Genomic DNA, 15609 nt, shown 5'->3' with positions numbered 1-15609 from the left:
TCGATGGAATGGCTTTGGGTAAAGGTGGATGACGGTCAGGCCCCGGATCCAGTGTCAGATCCGGGGCCTGGGAGCGGTTCGCGGGCGACGCGAGGATGACCTTTACAGGGCCCGGTGCGGGGCCTCTATGTGGCCTTCGTGGCCTTCATGCGGCCTCTATGTGGCCTATATGTGGTCTTTGTGCGGCATCCATGGGGCGTCCGTTGGGGCCCCTTATGGGCCTTGGCTACGCCTCCGACGCCGCTGCCTTCGCCGCCTTCGCCGCGATGTCCGTGCGGTGCTGGGAGCCGTCGAGGCGGATGCGGGACAGCGCCGCGTACGCGCGCTCGCGCGCCGCGGTCAGATCCGTGCCGGTCGCCGTCACGGAGAGCACACGGCCGCCCGCGCTGACCACGGCGTCGCCGTCGCGCTTCGTCCCCGCGTGCAGGACGTACGCGTCCGGGGCATCCTGTGCCGCGACGTCGCCGAGTCCTTCGATGGGGTCGCCGGTGCGCGGGGTCTCCGGGTAGTTGTGCGAGGCGATGACCACGGTCACCGCGGCGTCGTCGCTCCAGCGCAGCGGGGGCAGGTCGACGAGGGTGCCGTTCGCCGCGGCCAGCAGGACCCCGGCGAGCGGGGTCTTCAGGCGGGCGAGGACGACCTGCGTCTCGGGGTCGCCGAAGCGGGCGTTGAACTCGATGACGCGTACGCCGCGGCTGGTGATCGCCAGGCCCGCGTAGAGCAGCCCCGAGAACGGGGTGCCGCGGCGGCGCAGCTCGTCGACGGTCGGCTGGAGCACGCTCTGCATGACCTCGTCGACCAGCTTCGGGTCGGCCCAGGGGAGCGGCGAGTAGGCGCCCATGCCGCCCGTGTTCGGGCCTTCGTCGCCGTCGAGCGCGCGCTTGAAGTCCTGCGCGGGCTGGAGCGGTACGACGGTGACGCCGTCCGTGATGGCGAAGAGGGAGACCTCGGGGCCGTCGAGGAACTCCTCGATGACGACGCGGTCGCAGGCGAGGGCGTGGGTGCGGGCGGCGTCGATGTCGTCCGTCACGACGACGCCCTTGCCGGCGGCGAGCCCGTCGTCCTTGACCACGTAGGGCGCCCCGAAGGCGTCGAGCGCCTCATCGATCTCTTCGGGGGTCGTGCAGACGTAGGACCGCGCGGTGGGGACCTGGGCGCCCGCCATCACGTCCTTGGCGAAGGCCTTGGAGCCCTCCAGCTGGGCGGCCTCCTCGGAGGGCCCGAAGCAGGGGATGCCCGCGTCGCGTACGGCGTCGGCGACTCCGGCGACGAGCGGCGCCTCCGGGCCCACGATCACCAGCTCGGCGCCGAGGGTGGTGGCGAGGGCGGACACCGCGCTGCCGTCGAGGGCGTCGACCGGGTGCAGCTCGGCCACGTCCGCGATGCCGGCGTTGCCGGGGGCGCAGTACAGGGCGGAGACGCCGGGGTCGAGGGACAGAGAGCGGCACAGGGCGTGTTCGCGGGCACCACTGCCGATGACGAGGACCTTCACGGGCGTCAGCCTAGCTGGCGCGGGCCGGTGCGTTCGTACGGGAGCCCCAGCGGGGGAGCCTCCGGCGGTTGTACGTTCCTCCAGGCTGGGGGGGCTTCTGCGGTTCTCCGCGGCTGGACGGGCCCGTCGCCCGGCGCTCGATCGGCTCTCCCTGGCTGGGGGCGCCGCTGGCTCTCCCTGGCTGGGGCGCCGCTGGCTCTCCCTGGCTGGGGGCGCCGCGCCTTCGCCTGCGGGCCGGCCCCGGACTGGCCCGCCGCTCCGCGGCGGATGTTTCCCGCCCACCCACCCGATTGCCCCGGGGTGAACGGGTGGGTGGGCGGGAGAAGTCCGGCGCGAAGCGGCGGGACAGTCCGGGGCCAGCGGACCGGAGACCCGGCGCGAAACGGCGGGGCAGGGCACCGGCACCCTTGCTCCCCTGCACCCGACCCCGCGCTACGGGGTAACGGGTGGGCGGGTGGGAGAGATCCGCCGCGAAGCGGCGGGACAGTCCGGAGCCAGCGGACCGGAGATCCGGAGCGAAGCGGCGGGACAGTCCGGGTGGCCGGGCCCGCCGGGCCACAGGCGAAGCCGCCGACGGACCAGCGAGCGGGGCAGGCGGCGGCACCGCACCGCGGCAGCCACGCAGTGGATCAGGGTTCGTTGTTGTATTCCTCGACGATCGTGGCGCCCAGTTCGCGGACGATCAGGTCGTGGCCGGACAGCGCCGACTCGACCAGGTCGGGGTCATCGTCCGCCGGGATGTCGTCCTCCGCGGACACGTGGTCCGGGACGTGCCGTTCCGGGGCCGGTGCGGAGGCCTGCGCCTGCGCCTGGGCCCGGCCGGAGGCAGGCGGCGGCGAAGGCGGCGACTGCTGCTGCTGCTGCGGAGCCGGGCGGGCCGGCGGCGGCGCGCTGCCTCCGAAGTTGCCCGCCGCGGGCGGCGGCGCGGAGCCCCCCGAGGGGTCGACGATCGCCTCGACCTTCCACTGCACCCCGAACTGCTCGGACAGCGCCTGCCGCAGCACGTCCTCACTGCCGCTGCTGGCGAAGTTGTCCCGCGCGCCCGCGTTGACGAAGCCGATCTGCAGTGTCGTCCCGTCGAAGCCCGCCACCTGGGCGTTCTGGCTCAGCAGGATCCAGGTGAAGCGGCGGCGGCCCTTCACCGCGTCGAGGATGTTCGGCCACAGGGTGCGCGGATCGGGTCCGCCCACCGGAGCCGGAGCATGAGCCTGAGCCGGAGCCTGGGGCGCAGCCGAAGCCGCAGCCGGAGCAGGCGTCGGAGCAGGGGCAGCAGGAGCCGGCTGCTGCGGGGCCGGAGCACCGCCGCCCGCGGACGCGGCCGTGGGCCAGCCACCCGGACGAGGGGCCTCCTGCGCAGGCCCGCTCCCCGGCGCCGAAGCCGTGGGCCACCCACCGGGGCGGCGCTCACCGGACGGCGCGGCAGCAGCCGGAGCCTCCGGAGCAGGTGCGGGAGCAGGAGCCGCCTGCACCGGCGGCGATGGTGCCGCCTGAGCAGGAGCAGGAGCAGCAGCCGGCGCCTCAGCCTCAGGCACCGCCCCTCCGCCCCGCACAGCAGCCCGCGCCGCCGCAGCCCCGCCCCCCGGCGGGACCGGCGGAACCGGCGGAACCGAAGCCGCCTGCGGCCCCGCGCCACCGCCACCCTGCGGCTGCGCTCCCGCATGGACATCGGGCCCAGGGACGTACGCCATCGCGGGACCGGGACCGCCGCCCTGGCCGCCCGCCATGAAGTTGCCGCCCCGCTCCAGCCGGTCGAGGCGGGCCATGAGCGAGCGCTCGTCGTCATACGCGGCCGGAAGCAGCACGCGCGCGCAGATCAGTTCGAGCTGCAGCCGGGGCGAGGTCGCCCCCCGCATCTCCGTCAGGCCTTCGTTCACGATGTCGGCCGCGCGGCTGAGCTCGGCGCCGCCGAAGACACCGGCCTGCGCCTGCATCCGCTCCACGACGTCCGACGGGGCGTCGATGAGCCCCTTCTCCGCCGCGTCCGGAACCGCCGCGAGGATCACCAGGTCCCGCAGCCGCTCCAGAAGATCGGCGACGAAACGCCGCGGGTCGTTGCCGCCCTCGATGATGCGGTCGACGATCTCGAAGGCGGCGCCCCCGTCCCCCGAGGCGAAGGCCTCCACCACGGCGTCGAGCAGCGTCCCGTCCGTGTAACCGAGAAGGGACGTCGCCATGGCATACGTCACACCGTCCGTGGCCGCGGACGCGAGGAGCTGGTCCATGACGGACATCGAGTCACGCACGGAACCGGCACCGGCCCGCACGACCAGCGGGAACACGCCTTCCTCGACGGCCATCTGCTCCCGGCCGCACACGTCCGCCAGATACTCCCTGAGCGTCCCGGGCGGCACGAGGCGGAACGGATAGTGGTGCGTGCGCGAGCGGATCGTCCCGATGACCTTCTCGGGCTCCGTCGTCGCGAAGATGAACTTGAGGTGCTCCGGCGGCTCCTCCACCACCTTCAGCAGGGCGTTGAACCCCGCCGGCGTGACCATGTGGGCCTCGTCGATGATGTAGATCTTGTACCGGCTGCTCGCCGGGCCGAAGAAGGCCTTCTCGCGCAGATCACGGGCGTCGTCCACACCGCCGTGCGAAGCGGCGTCGATCTCGATGACGTCGATCGAACCCGGGCCGTTCCTCGCCAGGTCCTTGCAGGACTGGCACTCGCCGCAGGGCGTCGGAGTGGGACCTTGCTCACAGTTGAGGCAGCGGGCCAGGATGCGCGCGCTGGTCGTCTTGCCGCAGCCGCGCGGACCACTGAACAGGTAGGCGTGATTGACCCGGTTGTTGCGCAGCGCCTGCTGCAGCGGGTCGGTTACATGCTCCTGCCCGATGACCTCGGCGAACGACTCCGGGCGATAGCGGCGGTACAACGCGAGAGACGACACGCATACGAGGTTATAGGCGCCCACTGACAACACATACCGCGAACGCAAAGCGCCCCCCACGCACCCGCCAGAGCCAACCTACCCTTGCTGCCTTCCGGCCCTGGGGGAGTTCAGTCAGATAGCGCCACGTGAGGGGCTGACGCCCACCCTAGCGGATTCCCTGGGCCGGAAGCCACGTCGGTCCGGCCCCGGCACCCGCCTCGGGACGATCTCGGGGCGATCTCGGGAGCGATCTCGGGACCGGAGGCGGATCGTGTTCGCGAGCACTCCTCAACGTCTTGTATTGTTTGCGGCGGAGGATTCGCCTAGTGGCCTAGGGCGCACGCTTGGAAAGCGTGTTGGGGGCAACCCCTCACGAGTTCGAATCTCGTATCCTCCGCCAGTGCCTCACCGGGCACTAACGTTGCAGGGCCCCACCGTTCGCGGTGGGGCCCTTCGACGTTCTCCGCCCCCGTCCGCCCAGGCCTTCACGAAGCGGGCGCGATGTTCTGGTTGGCGTGGAAGAGGTTCTCCGGGTCGTAGGCGTTCTTGATGCGGGTGAGCCGGGCGTAGTGGTCGCGGTAGGTGGCCTTCACACGGCTGTGGCTCTCGTCCTCGCCGATGAAGTTCACGTAGGCGCCGCCCATGGAGTGCGGGTGCAGCTCCTCCCAGTAGTCGACGCACCACTGTCTGATCGTCCCCGCGTTGGCCGGGTCCGGGTCGACGCCGCCGATGACTCCTGACCAGACCGCGTCGCGGTAGCCCCACGCGGTGTCCTCCTGGTCGACGCGGGCGGCGGCGCCGTCGACCGGGTAGAGGTGCATGGTCGACAGGTCGGTGGGGAGGTTCTCGGCGTACTTGGCGTGCACGTCGATCGCGCCGTCGGTGATCCGGTCGAAGAAGTCCCCGCGCCAGTACCACTGCAGTCCGGTGGGGATCAGCTCGTCGAACATGCTCTGCAGCGCCGGGTAGGGCATCGGCGCGGTGAAGTGGAAGGCGGGCGGGCCCGGTTCGTTCACCGCGGCCAGGGCCTTCTCGGCGTCGTCCGGGTCGCCCGTCCAGCACCACACGACACCGCACATCTTCTGGCCGTGTATCTCCTCCGGGAACGGCGGACCCGGCGGGACGGTGAGCGCGGCGAAGAAGCCGTTCAGGTCGTCGGGGGCCTGCGGCAGGAAGTCGCGGTACCAGCGCAGCACGTCGCGCGTCATGTCGACGGGCCACACGGTGACCGCGACGACCACGTCGCCCACCGGGTGCAGCCGGAAGCGGAACGAGGTCACGATGCCGAAGTTCCCGCCGCCGCCGCGCAGCGCCCAGAACAGGTCGGGGTGCTGGGACTCGCTCGCGGTGACGAAGCTTCCGTCGGCCAGGACGACGTCCGCGGCGACGAGGTTGTCGATCGTCAGGCCGTACTTGCGGGTGAGGTGGCCGTGGCCGCCGCCGAGGGTGAGGCCGCCGACGCCCGTCGTCGACATGATTCCGGCGGGGGTGGCGAGGCCGAAGGCGTGGGCCGCGTGGTCGAGGTCGCCGAGCTGGCTGCCGCCGCCGACCCGGGCCGTCCTCGCCACCGGGTCGACGCGTGCCCAGCGCATGGGCGACAGGTCGATGGTGACGCCGTCGTCGACCTCGCAGAGCCCGGCGCCGCTGTGGCCGCCGCCCCGGACGGCGAGTTCCAGACCCCGGTCGCGGACGAAGTCGACGGCCGCCATGACGTCCGCCGCGTCCGAGCACCGCACGAGGGCTGCCGGGCGCCTGTCGATCATCGCGTTGTACATCGTGCGGGCCCGGTCGTACTCGGAGTCCTGCGGGCCGATGACCGGGCCGCGGAGCGCGGCTCTCATGTCGTCGAGGGTGGTGCCGTCCATGACGGGCTCCTTGCCGAGACGCGGACCGCTTCTCCCACCCGGCCTCTCCCCTGTCGGGCCGTCGGTGAGCGGATGTGCGCCGGCGTCCTGGCACCCCCCGTCAGCAGCGGAGCTGACCTCTTCCAGGATCCCGCCGCTCGGCCCGGCCCGCAATCGGCGGGTGACCCGCCTGCCCTCATCCCGCCTGCCCTGACAGGTCCTGACAGGTCCTGACAGCCCCCGGCCGTCGCTGTCAGCGCGCGGTCCGCACGCTGTCAGCGGCGGTCGGCATCGTCGTGTCCATCGAGAACGACGAGGGCCCGAACGGAGGCCCGAGCGGGTCTGAGGAGGACAAGATGTCGTACGCCATCAAGGCCGAGGGACTGGTCAAGAAGTACGGGGACTTCGTCGCGCTGGACGGCGTCGACCTGGAGGTCCCGGCCGGCAAGGTGATCGGGGTGCTCGGGCCGAACGGCGCAGGGAAGACCACCACCGTGCGGATCCTGTCGACGCTGCTGCGGCCGGACGCGGGGCACGCCACCGTCGGGGGCCACGACGTGGTCAGGGACCAGGTGCGGGTCCGGGGCCTGATCGGGCTCACCGGTCAGTACGCCTCCGTCGACGAGGAGCTGTCCGGGGCCGAGAACCTCGTACTCCTGGGGCGGCTGCTCGATCTGTCGCGGCGGGACGCCAAGGCGCGGGCCGTCGAACTCCTTGAGCAGTTCGAGCTGACCGAGGCCGCCCAGCGGCCGATCAGCACCTTCTCCGGAGGGATGCGGCGCCGCCTCGACCTCGCGGCGAGCCTCGTCGGACGGCCCCAGGTCCTGTATCTGGACGAGCCGACCACCGGGCTCGACCCGCACGCCCGCAAGGAGGTCTGGGCGGTCGTGCGGCGGCTCGTCGCGGACGGGGCCACGGTGCTGCTCACCACGCAGTATCTGGAGGAGGCCGACCAACTGGCCGATTCCATCACGGTGTTCAACCGTGGCCGCGTCGTCGCCGAAGGGCGTCCCGCCGAGCTCAAGCGCCGGGTCGGCGGTCAGACGCTGCAGGTGCGGCCGACCGTCGAGCGTGATCTGGACGCCGTGAGCGGCATCCTCGCCGAGCTCACCGGCGCGAAGCCGCAGCGGGATGCGGACAACGGCCTGCTCACCGTGCCGGTCGACGACCCGATGCTGATGTCCGCCCTCGTACGACGCCTCGACGGGGCCGGGATCACCGCCGACGAGCTGGGGCTGCGGCTGCCCAGCCTGGACGAGGTCTTCCTGGCGCTGACCGGCAGGACGGCCGAGAAGGCCGAGAAGGCCGCCTAGCTCCTGGTCCGCACCCCGCAGCGCCCTCCCCCAACTCCCCCAGCACATCGACCGGAAGGACCCGTCATGAGCGCCGTCACCCTCCCCACCGCCCCGCAGTCCAGCGCCTCCGCGCTCCGCATCACCCCGGCCAAGGCCGCCCGGCACAGTCTCGCCCTCGCCGGGCGCGGCATCACCAAGTTCATCAAGTCGCCCGCACGCCTCGTCGATGTCGTCCTGACGCCGATCGTGTTCCTGCTGATGTTCGTCTACCTCTTCGGTGGCGCCATCGCGGGCGGCGACACCGACGCCTACCTGCAGATGATCACGCCCGGCATCATGGTGATGACCGTCTTCCAGGCCAGCATCGGCATCGGCGTCTCGCTCAACGCCGATGCGAGCACCGGCATCTTCGACCGCTTCCGCAGCATGCCGATCGCCCGCTCCGCGCCCCTGATCGGAGCGGTGCTCGCCGACGTCGTCCGGTACGTGGTCTGCCTCGGTACGCTCGTGGCGCTCGCCCTGGTCATGGGCTACCGCACGGACACGAACCCGCTGGCCGCGTCGGCCGCGCTCGTCATGCTCATCGGCTTCGCCGTCAGCTTCTCCTGGATGTCGGTGTACATCGGGATGCTGGTCAAGACCCCCGGTTCGGTGCAGGGCCTGATGACGGTCCTGGTCCTGCCGCTCACCTTCGCCAGCAACGTCTTCGTCCCGGACCGCACCATGCCGGGATGGCTGCAGGTCTGGTCGGACGTCAACCCCGTCAGCCTGATGGCCGACACCATGCGCGGTCTGCTCAACGGCGGCGAGGTCGCGGGACCGCTGCTCGGCAGCCTGGCCTGGATGGCCGCGGTGATCGCGGTCTTCGCCCCCCTCGCGATGCGGGCGTACCGCAAGCGCGCCGCCTGAGCCCCACCGTGCCGACTCGGGCCCCCGCTAGGACGCCACCGGCTGACCCGCCTCCGCGGTCAGCCGGTTCAGCGCGTCCGCCCTCGGCAGCCCGGCACCCCGGCCGTACGCCTCCTCGTACGCCGCCTCACCGAGCCGCTCCACCAGCTCGGCGACCAGCTCCCGCAGCTGCGGATCCCCCTCGTCGAACACACCCCGGACGGCCTCGCTCGTCCCCAGCACGGTGGCCGCCCCCGCCGCGTCGCCCTCCAGCAGGAGCAGCCGGGCGAGGAGTTCGGCGGCCTGCGCGAGGTCCGCGACCTCACCCCGGGCGAACGCACCGCCCACCGCCCTCGGCAGGAGCTCCCGCGCCCGCACCGCGTCGCCCTGCGCGAGCCGGTTGGCAAGCCGGGCGCCCGCGATCAGGTCGCGGGCCATGGCCTCGGGGAGGGCCAGCCGCCCCGCGACGGCGTCCAGGCGGTCGAGGACGAGCTCGGCCTGGTCCAACTCCCCTGTTCTGCGGTGCAGATCGGCGAGGCTGAAGAGCATCTCGGCCTCCATCCGCCGGTAGCCCCGCTCCTTGGCCTGCCGCTGCGCCGCCCGGATGTCCCGCAGCGCGCCGTCCCGGTCGCCGCCGCGCAGCCGCTGTGCCGCGAGCCTGGCCCGGCTGTTGAACAGGTCGTCCTCCGCGCCGAGTTCGGTCGCGGCGGTCACCGCTCTCTTGTACGCGGCGATCGCCTCGGCGTGCTCGCCGCGCAGGGAGTGGTCGCCACCGACGGCGAGCAGCGCGAGGCCTAGGCCCCAGCGGTCGCCCACCGTCTCGAAGCCGCCGAGTGCCGCACGGCGCGCCTCGGCACCGGCAGGCTGCTCGCCCCGCCCGGTGAGCACGAAATCACGCGCCCACTGCGCGCTCGCCCGCACCCAGGGCTCGGGCCGCTCGGACGCGCGCCGGAGCCCGCTCTCCCCGAGGTCGGCGTTGCCGGTGAAGAAGGCGAGCATCGGGATCCACAGCAGCAGCGCCGGGTGGAACTCCCCCGCGTCGGCCCGCTCGCAGTCCTCGATCAGCGTCCGTACGGACGTCTCGTCGCCGTCCGAACCGTCCGAGCCCCCCGAGCCGTCCGAGCCTCCCGGGGTGCCCGCCATGAGCCGCACCACGCGGAAGGCGGCCCGCGCCTGTCCCGGCAGGGCTTCGTCGAGGGCGAGGACCTCGGCGAGGAACGTCTCGAACTGGGTGCTCATCCCCCTGATCCCCCAGTACCAGAACAGCGCGCGCACGAACCGGGACGCGAGCACCGCGTCCCCGGCCTCGAAGGACGCCCGCAGCGCGGAGACCAGGTTGTCGTGCTCTGCGTCGAAGAGGGCGAGCGAGCGGAGCTGGTCGCCGGTGCGCAGGGCGGGCTCGTGCTCCTCGGCGATGGCGAGGTAGTACGCACAGAAGCGCGCGGCGGTCCGACCACCGCCACCGCCACCACCGTCACGGGCGCCAGCCCCAGCCCCAGCCCCGGCTTCGGCTTCGGCTTCGGCCTCGGCGAGACGCCCCGCGGCGAAGGCGCGCACGGTCTCCGACATCCGGTAGCGCTGCTCGCCGTCGGCCTCGTCGGACGTGTCCAGGAGGGACTTCTCCACCAGGGCGCCAAGGACGTACAGGACGTCGTCGGCCGGCAGCGTCTCGTCCGAGCAGACCGCCTCCAGGGCGGCGACGGTCGCCCCGCCAGGAAACATCGACAGCCTGCGGGTGAGGATCCGCTCGGGCTCGTCGAGGAGGTCCCAGCTCCACTCGACCACCGCCAGCAGCGTGCGCTGGCGCGGCAGCGCGGTACGGCTGCCCGAGGTGAGGAGGCGGAACCGGTCGTCGAGGCGGCGCGCGATCTGGCCGACGCTCATCGAGCGCAGCCTGGCCGCGGCAAGCTCCAGGGCGAGCGGAAGACCGTCGAGCCTGCGGCAGATCTCCACCACCGCGTCCACGGTGGACGCGTCGAGCGCGAAGCCGGGCCGCACTCCGCGGGCCCGGTCGGTGAACAGACGCACCGCCCCCGAGTCCGCCGCCTCCGCGAGCTCCGGGATCCCGTCGGGCACACCGAGCGGGCCGATGTGGCACAGCGCCTCGCCGGTGATGGCGAGGGGTTCCCTGCTGGTGGCGATGATCCTCAAGTGCGGCAGTTTGTCGAGGAGTTCGTACGCGAGGTCCGCCGCGGCCTCGACCAGGTGCTCGCAGTTGTCCAGTACGAGGACGGCCTCGCCGACGTCGAGCACCTCGGTCACGCGGTCGCCCTGAGCGCCGCCCTGCGCGCCACCGCCGGGGAGCCCGGCGCCGAGCGCGGCGTGCACGGCGTCGGCCAGCTGGTCCGGCGTGCCCACACCGGCCAGCGGCACGAACCACACCCGGCCGCGCTGATACGCCCGGTGCCGGGAGACGGCTTCGAGCGAGAGCCTGGTCTTGCCCGCGCCGCCGGGCCCGACGAGCGTGACGAGGCGGGAGGCGGAAAGGAGCGCGGCGAGCTGTTCGAGTTCGCCGTCACGGCCGACGAAGCTGGTGAGCCTGGCGGGGAGACGGTTCGGCGCGGGCGCGCTCTCGGGCCGGATCGCGGGCTGCTCCAACTCGCCCCGCAGCAGGGCGAGATGGACGTCCTTCAGATCGGCCGACGGGTCGACGCCGAGTTCGTCGTCGAGCCTGCCCCGCATCGCCTCGTACACGGCGAGTGCCTCGGCATTGCGGCCCGCGGCCGACAGCGCACGCATCCGCAGGGCGGCGAGACGCTCGCTCAACGGACGCTCGGCGCCCGCCGCTTCGAGATCGGCGAGGACGTCGGCGTACCGGCCGAGGCGCAGCTCGGCGTCGAAGCGGTCCTCCTCGGCGGCGGAGCGCAGCGCGTCGAGGCGGGTGGCGGCGGCGCGGGCGAAGGGCGCCTCCAGGACATCGGCGAGGGCGGCACCCCGCCACAGCGCGAGGGCGTCGCCGAGCGTCGAGGCGGCCTCCTCCGGTCTGCCCGCGGCCAGCTCGCGCCTGCCCTGCCCTGCCAGCTCCTCGAAGCGGTGGGCGTCCACGTCGTCGGCGTCCACCGCGAGGCGGTAGCCGCCCGCGACCGATTCCACCGTCCCGGCCCCGCGCAGGGCCTTGCGCAGCCGGGACACCAGCGCCTGCAGGGCGTTGCCCGCGTCCGCGGGCGGCTGCTCGCCCCACAGACCGTCGACGAGCGCGTCGACGGAGACCGGACGCCCGCCTTCGACGGCGAGCACGGCGAGCAGCATGCGCAGCCGTACGCCGCCCACGTCGACCGGCGTCGCGTCGGCAGCGGAGGTGGAAGTGGAAGTGGAAGTGGCAGTGGCAGTGGCCCTGACCGGCCCGAGCAGACTGATCCTCACCGGGGTCCCTCAGCGCTCGACGAAGAAGCTGTCGTGCTTGACGAGGAACTCGCCGAACTCCTTGCCGCCCTTCTGGGCCATCTCCGCCACCTGCTCGAAGTACTCCTCGCGCGGGGCGCCCGGCGAGAAGAGCAGGATCATGGAGGCGGGGTCGTCGCTGTCGTTCTTGAAGGCGTGCAGGCCGCCGACCGGGACGTAGAGGAAGTCACCGGGGCCGCCGGTGATCCAGCGGTCGCCGTCGTAGAGCTGGACCTGCCCGGACAGGACGAAGAAGGACTCCGAGATCGACTTGTGGAAGTGGGTGCTCGGGCCGGGCGACTTCGGGCCCAGATCCACTTTGTAGAGGCCGAATTCGCCGCCGGTGGAGGCGTGCGTCGCGAGGTAGTGCGTGGCGTTCCCGCCGGGGCGGACCAGCTCGGGCTCCTGGTCGGCGGGCCTGAACACCGCGTTGATCTCGCCTTCTTCGCCGAGATAGCGCGGCTCCGGGTAGGACATGTTCCGCTCCTTCGTCCGTGACACGTTCATCGGTGACACGGTCAGTTGTCGCGCACTTGTCGCGCACCGGATGCTGACTTTATCCACCGCTCGCCCACCCCCCTCATTAGTTCTACGTAAGAATTCATGGGGGAGAGTTAAGCTGGACTGCATGCTTGATACGCGGCGCATGCAGGTCCTCCGGGCAGTGGTCACCAGCGGCTCCGTGACGGCCGCGGCACGCAACCTCGGGTACACGCCCTCCGCGGTGAGCCAGCAGATGGCCGCCCTGGAGAAGGAGGCGGGCATCGCCCTCCTGGAGCGCACCGGCCGCGGGGTGCGGCCGACGGACGCCGGGCGGCTGCTCACCGAGTACGCGGTCACGATCGGCAAGCAGATCGCCGAGGCGGAGACCGCGCTCGCCGAGCTGCGGGAGGGCCGGACGGGCCGGGTCTCGATGCGGTACTTCACGACGGCGGGCGCGACACTCGTCGCCCCTGCCCTTGCCGCGCTGCGGCGCGCACAGCCCGGCGTACAGGTCGAGTTGAAGCTGTCGGATCCCGACGACCCGATGCCCGAGGTCCGGGACCGGCAGGCGGATCTGGCCCTGGTGGTCAGGCCGCGGGGCCAACTGGGCGTGGACGGGGTCCGGTTCGAGCATCTCCTGGACGACCGCTACCACGCCGTGCTCCCCGCGGGGCACCCGCTCGCCGCGAAGCAGCTGCTCGACATGACGGACCTGGCGGACGAGCCGTGGGTCGCAAGCGAGTCGCCGGGACCGTGCCTCGACCCCATCCTCGAGGCGTGTGGCGCGGCCGGCTTCAGCCCGGACTTCGTGGTGGAGAGCGGGGACTACGCCACGGCACAGGGCTTCGTCGCCGCGGGCCTGGGCGTCAGCCTGGTCCCCCAACTCGGCCTGGACACACCCCACTCCGGCGTGGTGGTCCGCGAGGTCCACAACCCGGTTCCGGTCCGCTCGATCTACGCGGCGGTGCGGGGCCCGGCGCCGGACCGCCCGGCGGTACGGGGGCTCCTGGAGGCGCTGCGGTCGGCGGTGACTCAGCTCGCCGAGGCTTCGGGGGCGGCGTCGGCCTCGACCTCGACCTCGGGTGCGGCGTAGGACCGCACCACGACGGTCTGCCGCGGAGTCCAGTGCTGCTCCCCGGCGCCGAGGAATCGCCAGCCCGTACGTTCGTAGAGCGCGATGGCCGAGGTGTCGGACGCGACGACGTCCAGGACGGGGGCCAGCCCCAGCTCCCCCGCCTCGGCGACGACCCGGTCCAGCAGCATCGCCCCCATCCCGTGCCCGCGGGCCCCGGGCGCGACGAACAGCCGGCTGACGACGGCGACCCGCTCCCTCGCCAGGCCCGTGCGCCCGCTCCACAGAGCAGGAGCCACGTCGTCCGCCCCGCTCCGGCAGAGCGCGACGTGGCCGACGACGCGACCGCCGAACTCGGCCACCCAGGCCCCGATCAGGGATCCCCCGGCCAGCCAGTCGCCCGGCCGCTCGGGCCAGTTGGTGGGGTATCCGTCGGCGATGTGCACCTGGCCGAGGGCTGCCACGCAGGCGGGGAGGTCGGGGGCGCGGCGGGGGCGGATGCGAGGGGCGGTGTCGTGGCGCATCGACGTATGCAAACACAGGGGCACACCCCGTTTCTTGACGGTTGGATGACCCTGCCGGGCATGGGCGCCCCGCCCGCCTGCCGCTATGGTCAGGAATCAGACAGAGCCTGCATGACATGGGGGAGGCGGCCGCCGATGGCGCCGGATGAGGCTGTGATCGGCTGTACCGGTGAACTTGTCATCGGTACGCGCGGATCCGCGGGGCCCGGAGAGGTCCTGGTGCGGATCCGAGGAGGTTCCGAGACGTTTCTCGCCTGGTCCGACGAGCCGCTGCCGCACGGCGCCACCGTGCTCGTGATCCATTCGCGGGGCAGCCGCCAGGTCGATGTCATCAAGTGGGCAGACCCGTTGGATCCGTTGGACCCGTTGGGCCCGTTGAACGCGCTGGACGGCGACCGCGCCGACGGCGCCGGCTGAGGAGTCGATCGATGTTCGGTTACCGCGTTCCCGCCCCCGATGAGGCGATGCTGATCTCCGGCGGCAGACGAGGCCTCGGCGGCGCCCCGTTCCGGGTGGTGACGGGGCACGGCAAGTTCGTGCTCCCCATCTTCCGCAAGACCCGTTTCCTGACCCTGTCCATGTGCGAGGCGGAGGTCGTCGAGCACTGCGTGACCCGGCAGGGCATCGCCCTGAAGGTGCGGGCGGTGATCGCCTTCAAGGTCGGCAACGACAAGGAGAGCATCGTCAACGCGGGCCAGCGCTTCCTCTCCGACCAGGACCAGATGTCCGTCCTGACCGGCCGCATCTTCGCCGGTCATCTCCGCTCCATCATCGGCTCGATGACCGTCGAGGAGATCGTCACCGAGCGGCAGAAGCTCGCCACCGAGGTCCTCGACACCTCGAAGTCCGAGATGGCGAAGATCGGTCTGCACGTGGACTCGCTGCAGATCCAGTCGATCGACGACGGCGACACCGGCTACATCGACGCCATGTCCGCCCCGCACAAGGCCGCCATCCAGCGCCAGGCCCAGATCGCCCAGGCCAAGGCCACCCAGGCCGCGGCCGAGGCCGAGCAGGAGGCGGCGCGGAACCAGGCCGAGTACGCGCGCCAGACCGCGATCGTGCAGGCCCAGTACTCCGCCGAGGTCGAGCGGGCCCAGGCCAAGGCCGCCCAGGCGGGCCCCCTCGCGGAGGCGCACGCCCAGCAGGAGGTCCTCGACGCGCGCACCGAACTGGCCGAGCGTGCCGCCCAGTTGCGCCAGCAGCAGCTGGTCGCCGAGGTGGTCAAGCCCGCGGAGGCCGACGCCGAGCGCATCCGGGTCCTCGCCCTCGCCGAGGCCGAGCGGATGAAGATCCAGGCGGAGGCGGCCGCGTCGTACGACCGTGTCGCGCTGGACCGGATGCTGATCGACCAGTTGCCGCTGATCGTGAAGGAGGCGGCGACCGGCCTGTCCGGCGCCAACGTCAACGTCCTGAACGGCGCGGACGGCCTCGGCGAGATCGCGGCCGGACTCGTCGGCCAGGGCCTGACGATCCTGGACTCGGTGCGCAACAACCTCGGTACGCCCACCGCGCAGGCGCAGACGCAGGCGCGGGGCGAGCGCGAACCGGTCGACATCAAGCGCTACTTGGGCGCGCCCGCCAACGGCCAGGCGGACGGCGGCAAGAGGGACGGCGGCAAGGGCGACGGCCCCGTCGAGATCCAGTAGCCCCACGAGCGGCGGACCGCCACCGGGATGCCCCGGCGGCGGTCCGCTCTCGTACGCGAGGTCGTACGCGAGGCCCGCTCTCGTACGCGAGGTCGTACGCGAGGCCCGCTC

The 15609-nt window shown here is 72.5% G+C and carries 11 protein-coding genes, 1 tRNA gene and 1 other RNA gene; 6 read left to right on the top strand and 7 right to left on the bottom strand.

Annotated features, from left to right (window positions below):
* Window positions 1-226 precede the first annotated feature (226 nt).
* From purD to ffs, 3 genes are all read right to left on the bottom strand, one after another.
* The gene (gene purD, locus AC07AG_RS25290; RefSeq protein ID WP_478757846.1) at window positions 227-1492 is read right to left on the bottom strand and encodes a phosphoribosylamine--glycine ligase; all 1266 of its coding nucleotides are present in this window, start codon (window positions 1490-1492) and stop codon (window positions 227-229) included.
* Between the two features lie 629 nt (window positions 1493-2121).
* Window positions 2122-4380, bottom strand: a complete 2259-nt coding sequence (locus tag AC07AG_RS25285) for a DNA polymerase III subunit gamma and tau (protein WP_478757845.1) — start codon at window positions 4378-4380, stop codon at window positions 2122-2124.
* A gap of 42 nt (window positions 4381-4422) precedes the next feature.
* Window positions 4423-4521: signal recognition particle sRNA small type (gene ffs / locus AC07AG_RS25280), an RNA gene on the bottom strand.
* A gap of 153 nt (window positions 4522-4674) precedes the next feature.
* Between ffs and AC07AG_RS25275 the strand changes: the two genes are divergently transcribed.
* Window positions 4675-4762 (top strand) — tRNA-Ser (locus AC07AG_RS25275).
* 85 nt (window positions 4763-4847) lie between these two features.
* On the opposite strand, the gene AC07AG_RS25270 is transcribed toward AC07AG_RS25275, so the two are convergent.
* The gene (locus AC07AG_RS25270) at window positions 4848-6227 is read right to left on the bottom strand and encodes an FAD-binding oxidoreductase (protein ID WP_478757843.1); all 1380 of its coding nucleotides are present in this window, start codon (window positions 6225-6227) and stop codon (window positions 4848-4850) included.
* A gap of 335 nt (window positions 6228-6562) precedes the next feature.
* Here AC07AG_RS25270 and AC07AG_RS25265 point away from each other — a divergent pair, with 335 nt between their 5' ends.
* Window positions 6563-7519 carry an ATP-binding cassette domain-containing protein gene (locus AC07AG_RS25265; RefSeq protein ID WP_478757841.1) on the top strand — a complete coding sequence of 319 codons (957 nt, stop codon included), beginning with the start codon at window positions 6563-6565 and terminating at the stop codon, window positions 7517-7519.
* 66 nt (window positions 7520-7585) lie between these two features.
* Entirely contained in the window at window positions 7586-8410 is an 825-nt protein-coding gene (locus AC07AG_RS25260; protein ID WP_478757839.1) for an ABC transporter permease, read from the top strand.
* A 27-nt stretch (window positions 8411-8437) separates the two neighbouring features.
* Here the strand turns inward: AC07AG_RS25260 and AC07AG_RS25255 are convergent, their stop codons facing one another.
* Both AC07AG_RS25255 and AC07AG_RS25250 read right to left on the bottom strand, forming a co-directional pair.
* Complete coding sequence (locus AC07AG_RS25255) at window positions 8438-11752, bottom strand: AfsR/SARP family transcriptional regulator (RefSeq protein WP_478757837.1); 3315 nt, start codon at window positions 11750-11752, stop codon at window positions 8438-8440.
* A 9-nt stretch (window positions 11753-11761) separates the two neighbouring features.
* Window positions 11762-12247: a cupin domain-containing protein gene (locus tag AC07AG_RS25250; protein ID WP_478757836.1), complete on the bottom strand. Its 486-nt coding sequence runs from the start codon at window positions 12245-12247 to the stop codon at window positions 11762-11764.
* Window positions 12248-12398: 151 nt separating this feature from the next.
* On the opposite strand from AC07AG_RS25250, the gene AC07AG_RS25245 reads away from it, so the two are divergent.
* Window positions 12399-13346 (top strand): LysR family transcriptional regulator, encoded by a 948-nt coding sequence (locus tag AC07AG_RS25245; protein WP_478757835.1) that lies wholly within the window; start codon window positions 12399-12401, stop codon window positions 13344-13346.
* On the opposite strand, the gene AC07AG_RS25240 is transcribed toward AC07AG_RS25245, so the two are convergent.
* Window positions 13286-13849: a GNAT family N-acetyltransferase gene (locus AC07AG_RS25240; protein WP_478757834.1), complete on the bottom strand. Its 564-nt coding sequence runs from the start codon at window positions 13847-13849 to the stop codon at window positions 13286-13288. The genes AC07AG_RS25245 and AC07AG_RS25240 overlap by 61 nt on opposite strands.
* 135 nt (window positions 13850-13984) lie before the next feature.
* Here AC07AG_RS25240 and AC07AG_RS25235 point away from each other — a divergent pair, with 135 nt between their 5' ends.
* Window positions 13985-14266 (top strand): hypothetical protein, encoded by a 282-nt coding sequence (locus AC07AG_RS25235; RefSeq protein ID WP_478757833.1) that lies wholly within the window; start codon window positions 13985-13987, stop codon window positions 14264-14266.
* A gap of 11 nt (window positions 14267-14277) precedes the next feature.
* Window positions 14278-15498, top strand: coding sequence for a flotillin family protein (locus AC07AG_RS25230; protein ID WP_478757831.1), 1221 nt, complete (start codon window positions 14278-14280; stop codon window positions 15496-15498).
* The last annotated feature ends 111 nt before the right edge of the window (window positions 15499-15609 follow it).

It is taken from the genome of Streptomyces sp. NPDC044044 (genome assembly GCF_056434405.1).
The sequence above is the reverse complement of the archived record's forward strand: the minus strand, read 5'-3'. Positions and strand labels throughout refer to the sequence as shown.

Excerpts from the sequence above, each read along its gene's own strand:
- AC07AG_RS25270 (WP_478757843.1), bottom strand. The coding sequence starts at position 6,227 with ATGGACGGCACCACCCTCGACGACATGAGAGCCGCGCTCCGCGGCCCG.
- AC07AG_RS25265 (WP_478757841.1), top strand. The coding sequence starts at position 6,563 with ATGTCGTACGCCATCAAGGCCGAGGGACTGGTCAAGAAGTACGGGGAC.
- AC07AG_RS25260 (WP_478757839.1), top strand. The coding sequence starts at position 7,586 with ATGAGCGCCGTCACCCTCCCCACCGCCCCGCAGTCCAGCGCCTCCGCG.
- AC07AG_RS25250 (WP_478757836.1), bottom strand. The coding sequence starts at position 12,247 with ATGTCCTACCCGGAGCCGCGCTATCTCGGCGAAGAAGGCGAGATCAAC.
- AC07AG_RS25245 (WP_478757835.1), top strand. The coding sequence starts at position 12,399 with ATGCTTGATACGCGGCGCATGCAGGTCCTCCGGGCAGTGGTCACCAGC.
- AC07AG_RS25240 (WP_478757834.1), bottom strand. The coding sequence starts at position 13,849 with ATGCGCCACGACACCGCCCCTCGCATCCGCCCCCGCCGCGCCCCCGAC.
- AC07AG_RS25235 (WP_478757833.1), top strand. The coding sequence starts at position 13,985 with ATGGCGCCGGATGAGGCTGTGATCGGCTGTACCGGTGAACTTGTCATC.
- AC07AG_RS25230 (WP_478757831.1), top strand. The coding sequence starts at position 14,278 with ATGTTCGGTTACCGCGTTCCCGCCCCCGATGAGGCGATGCTGATCTCC.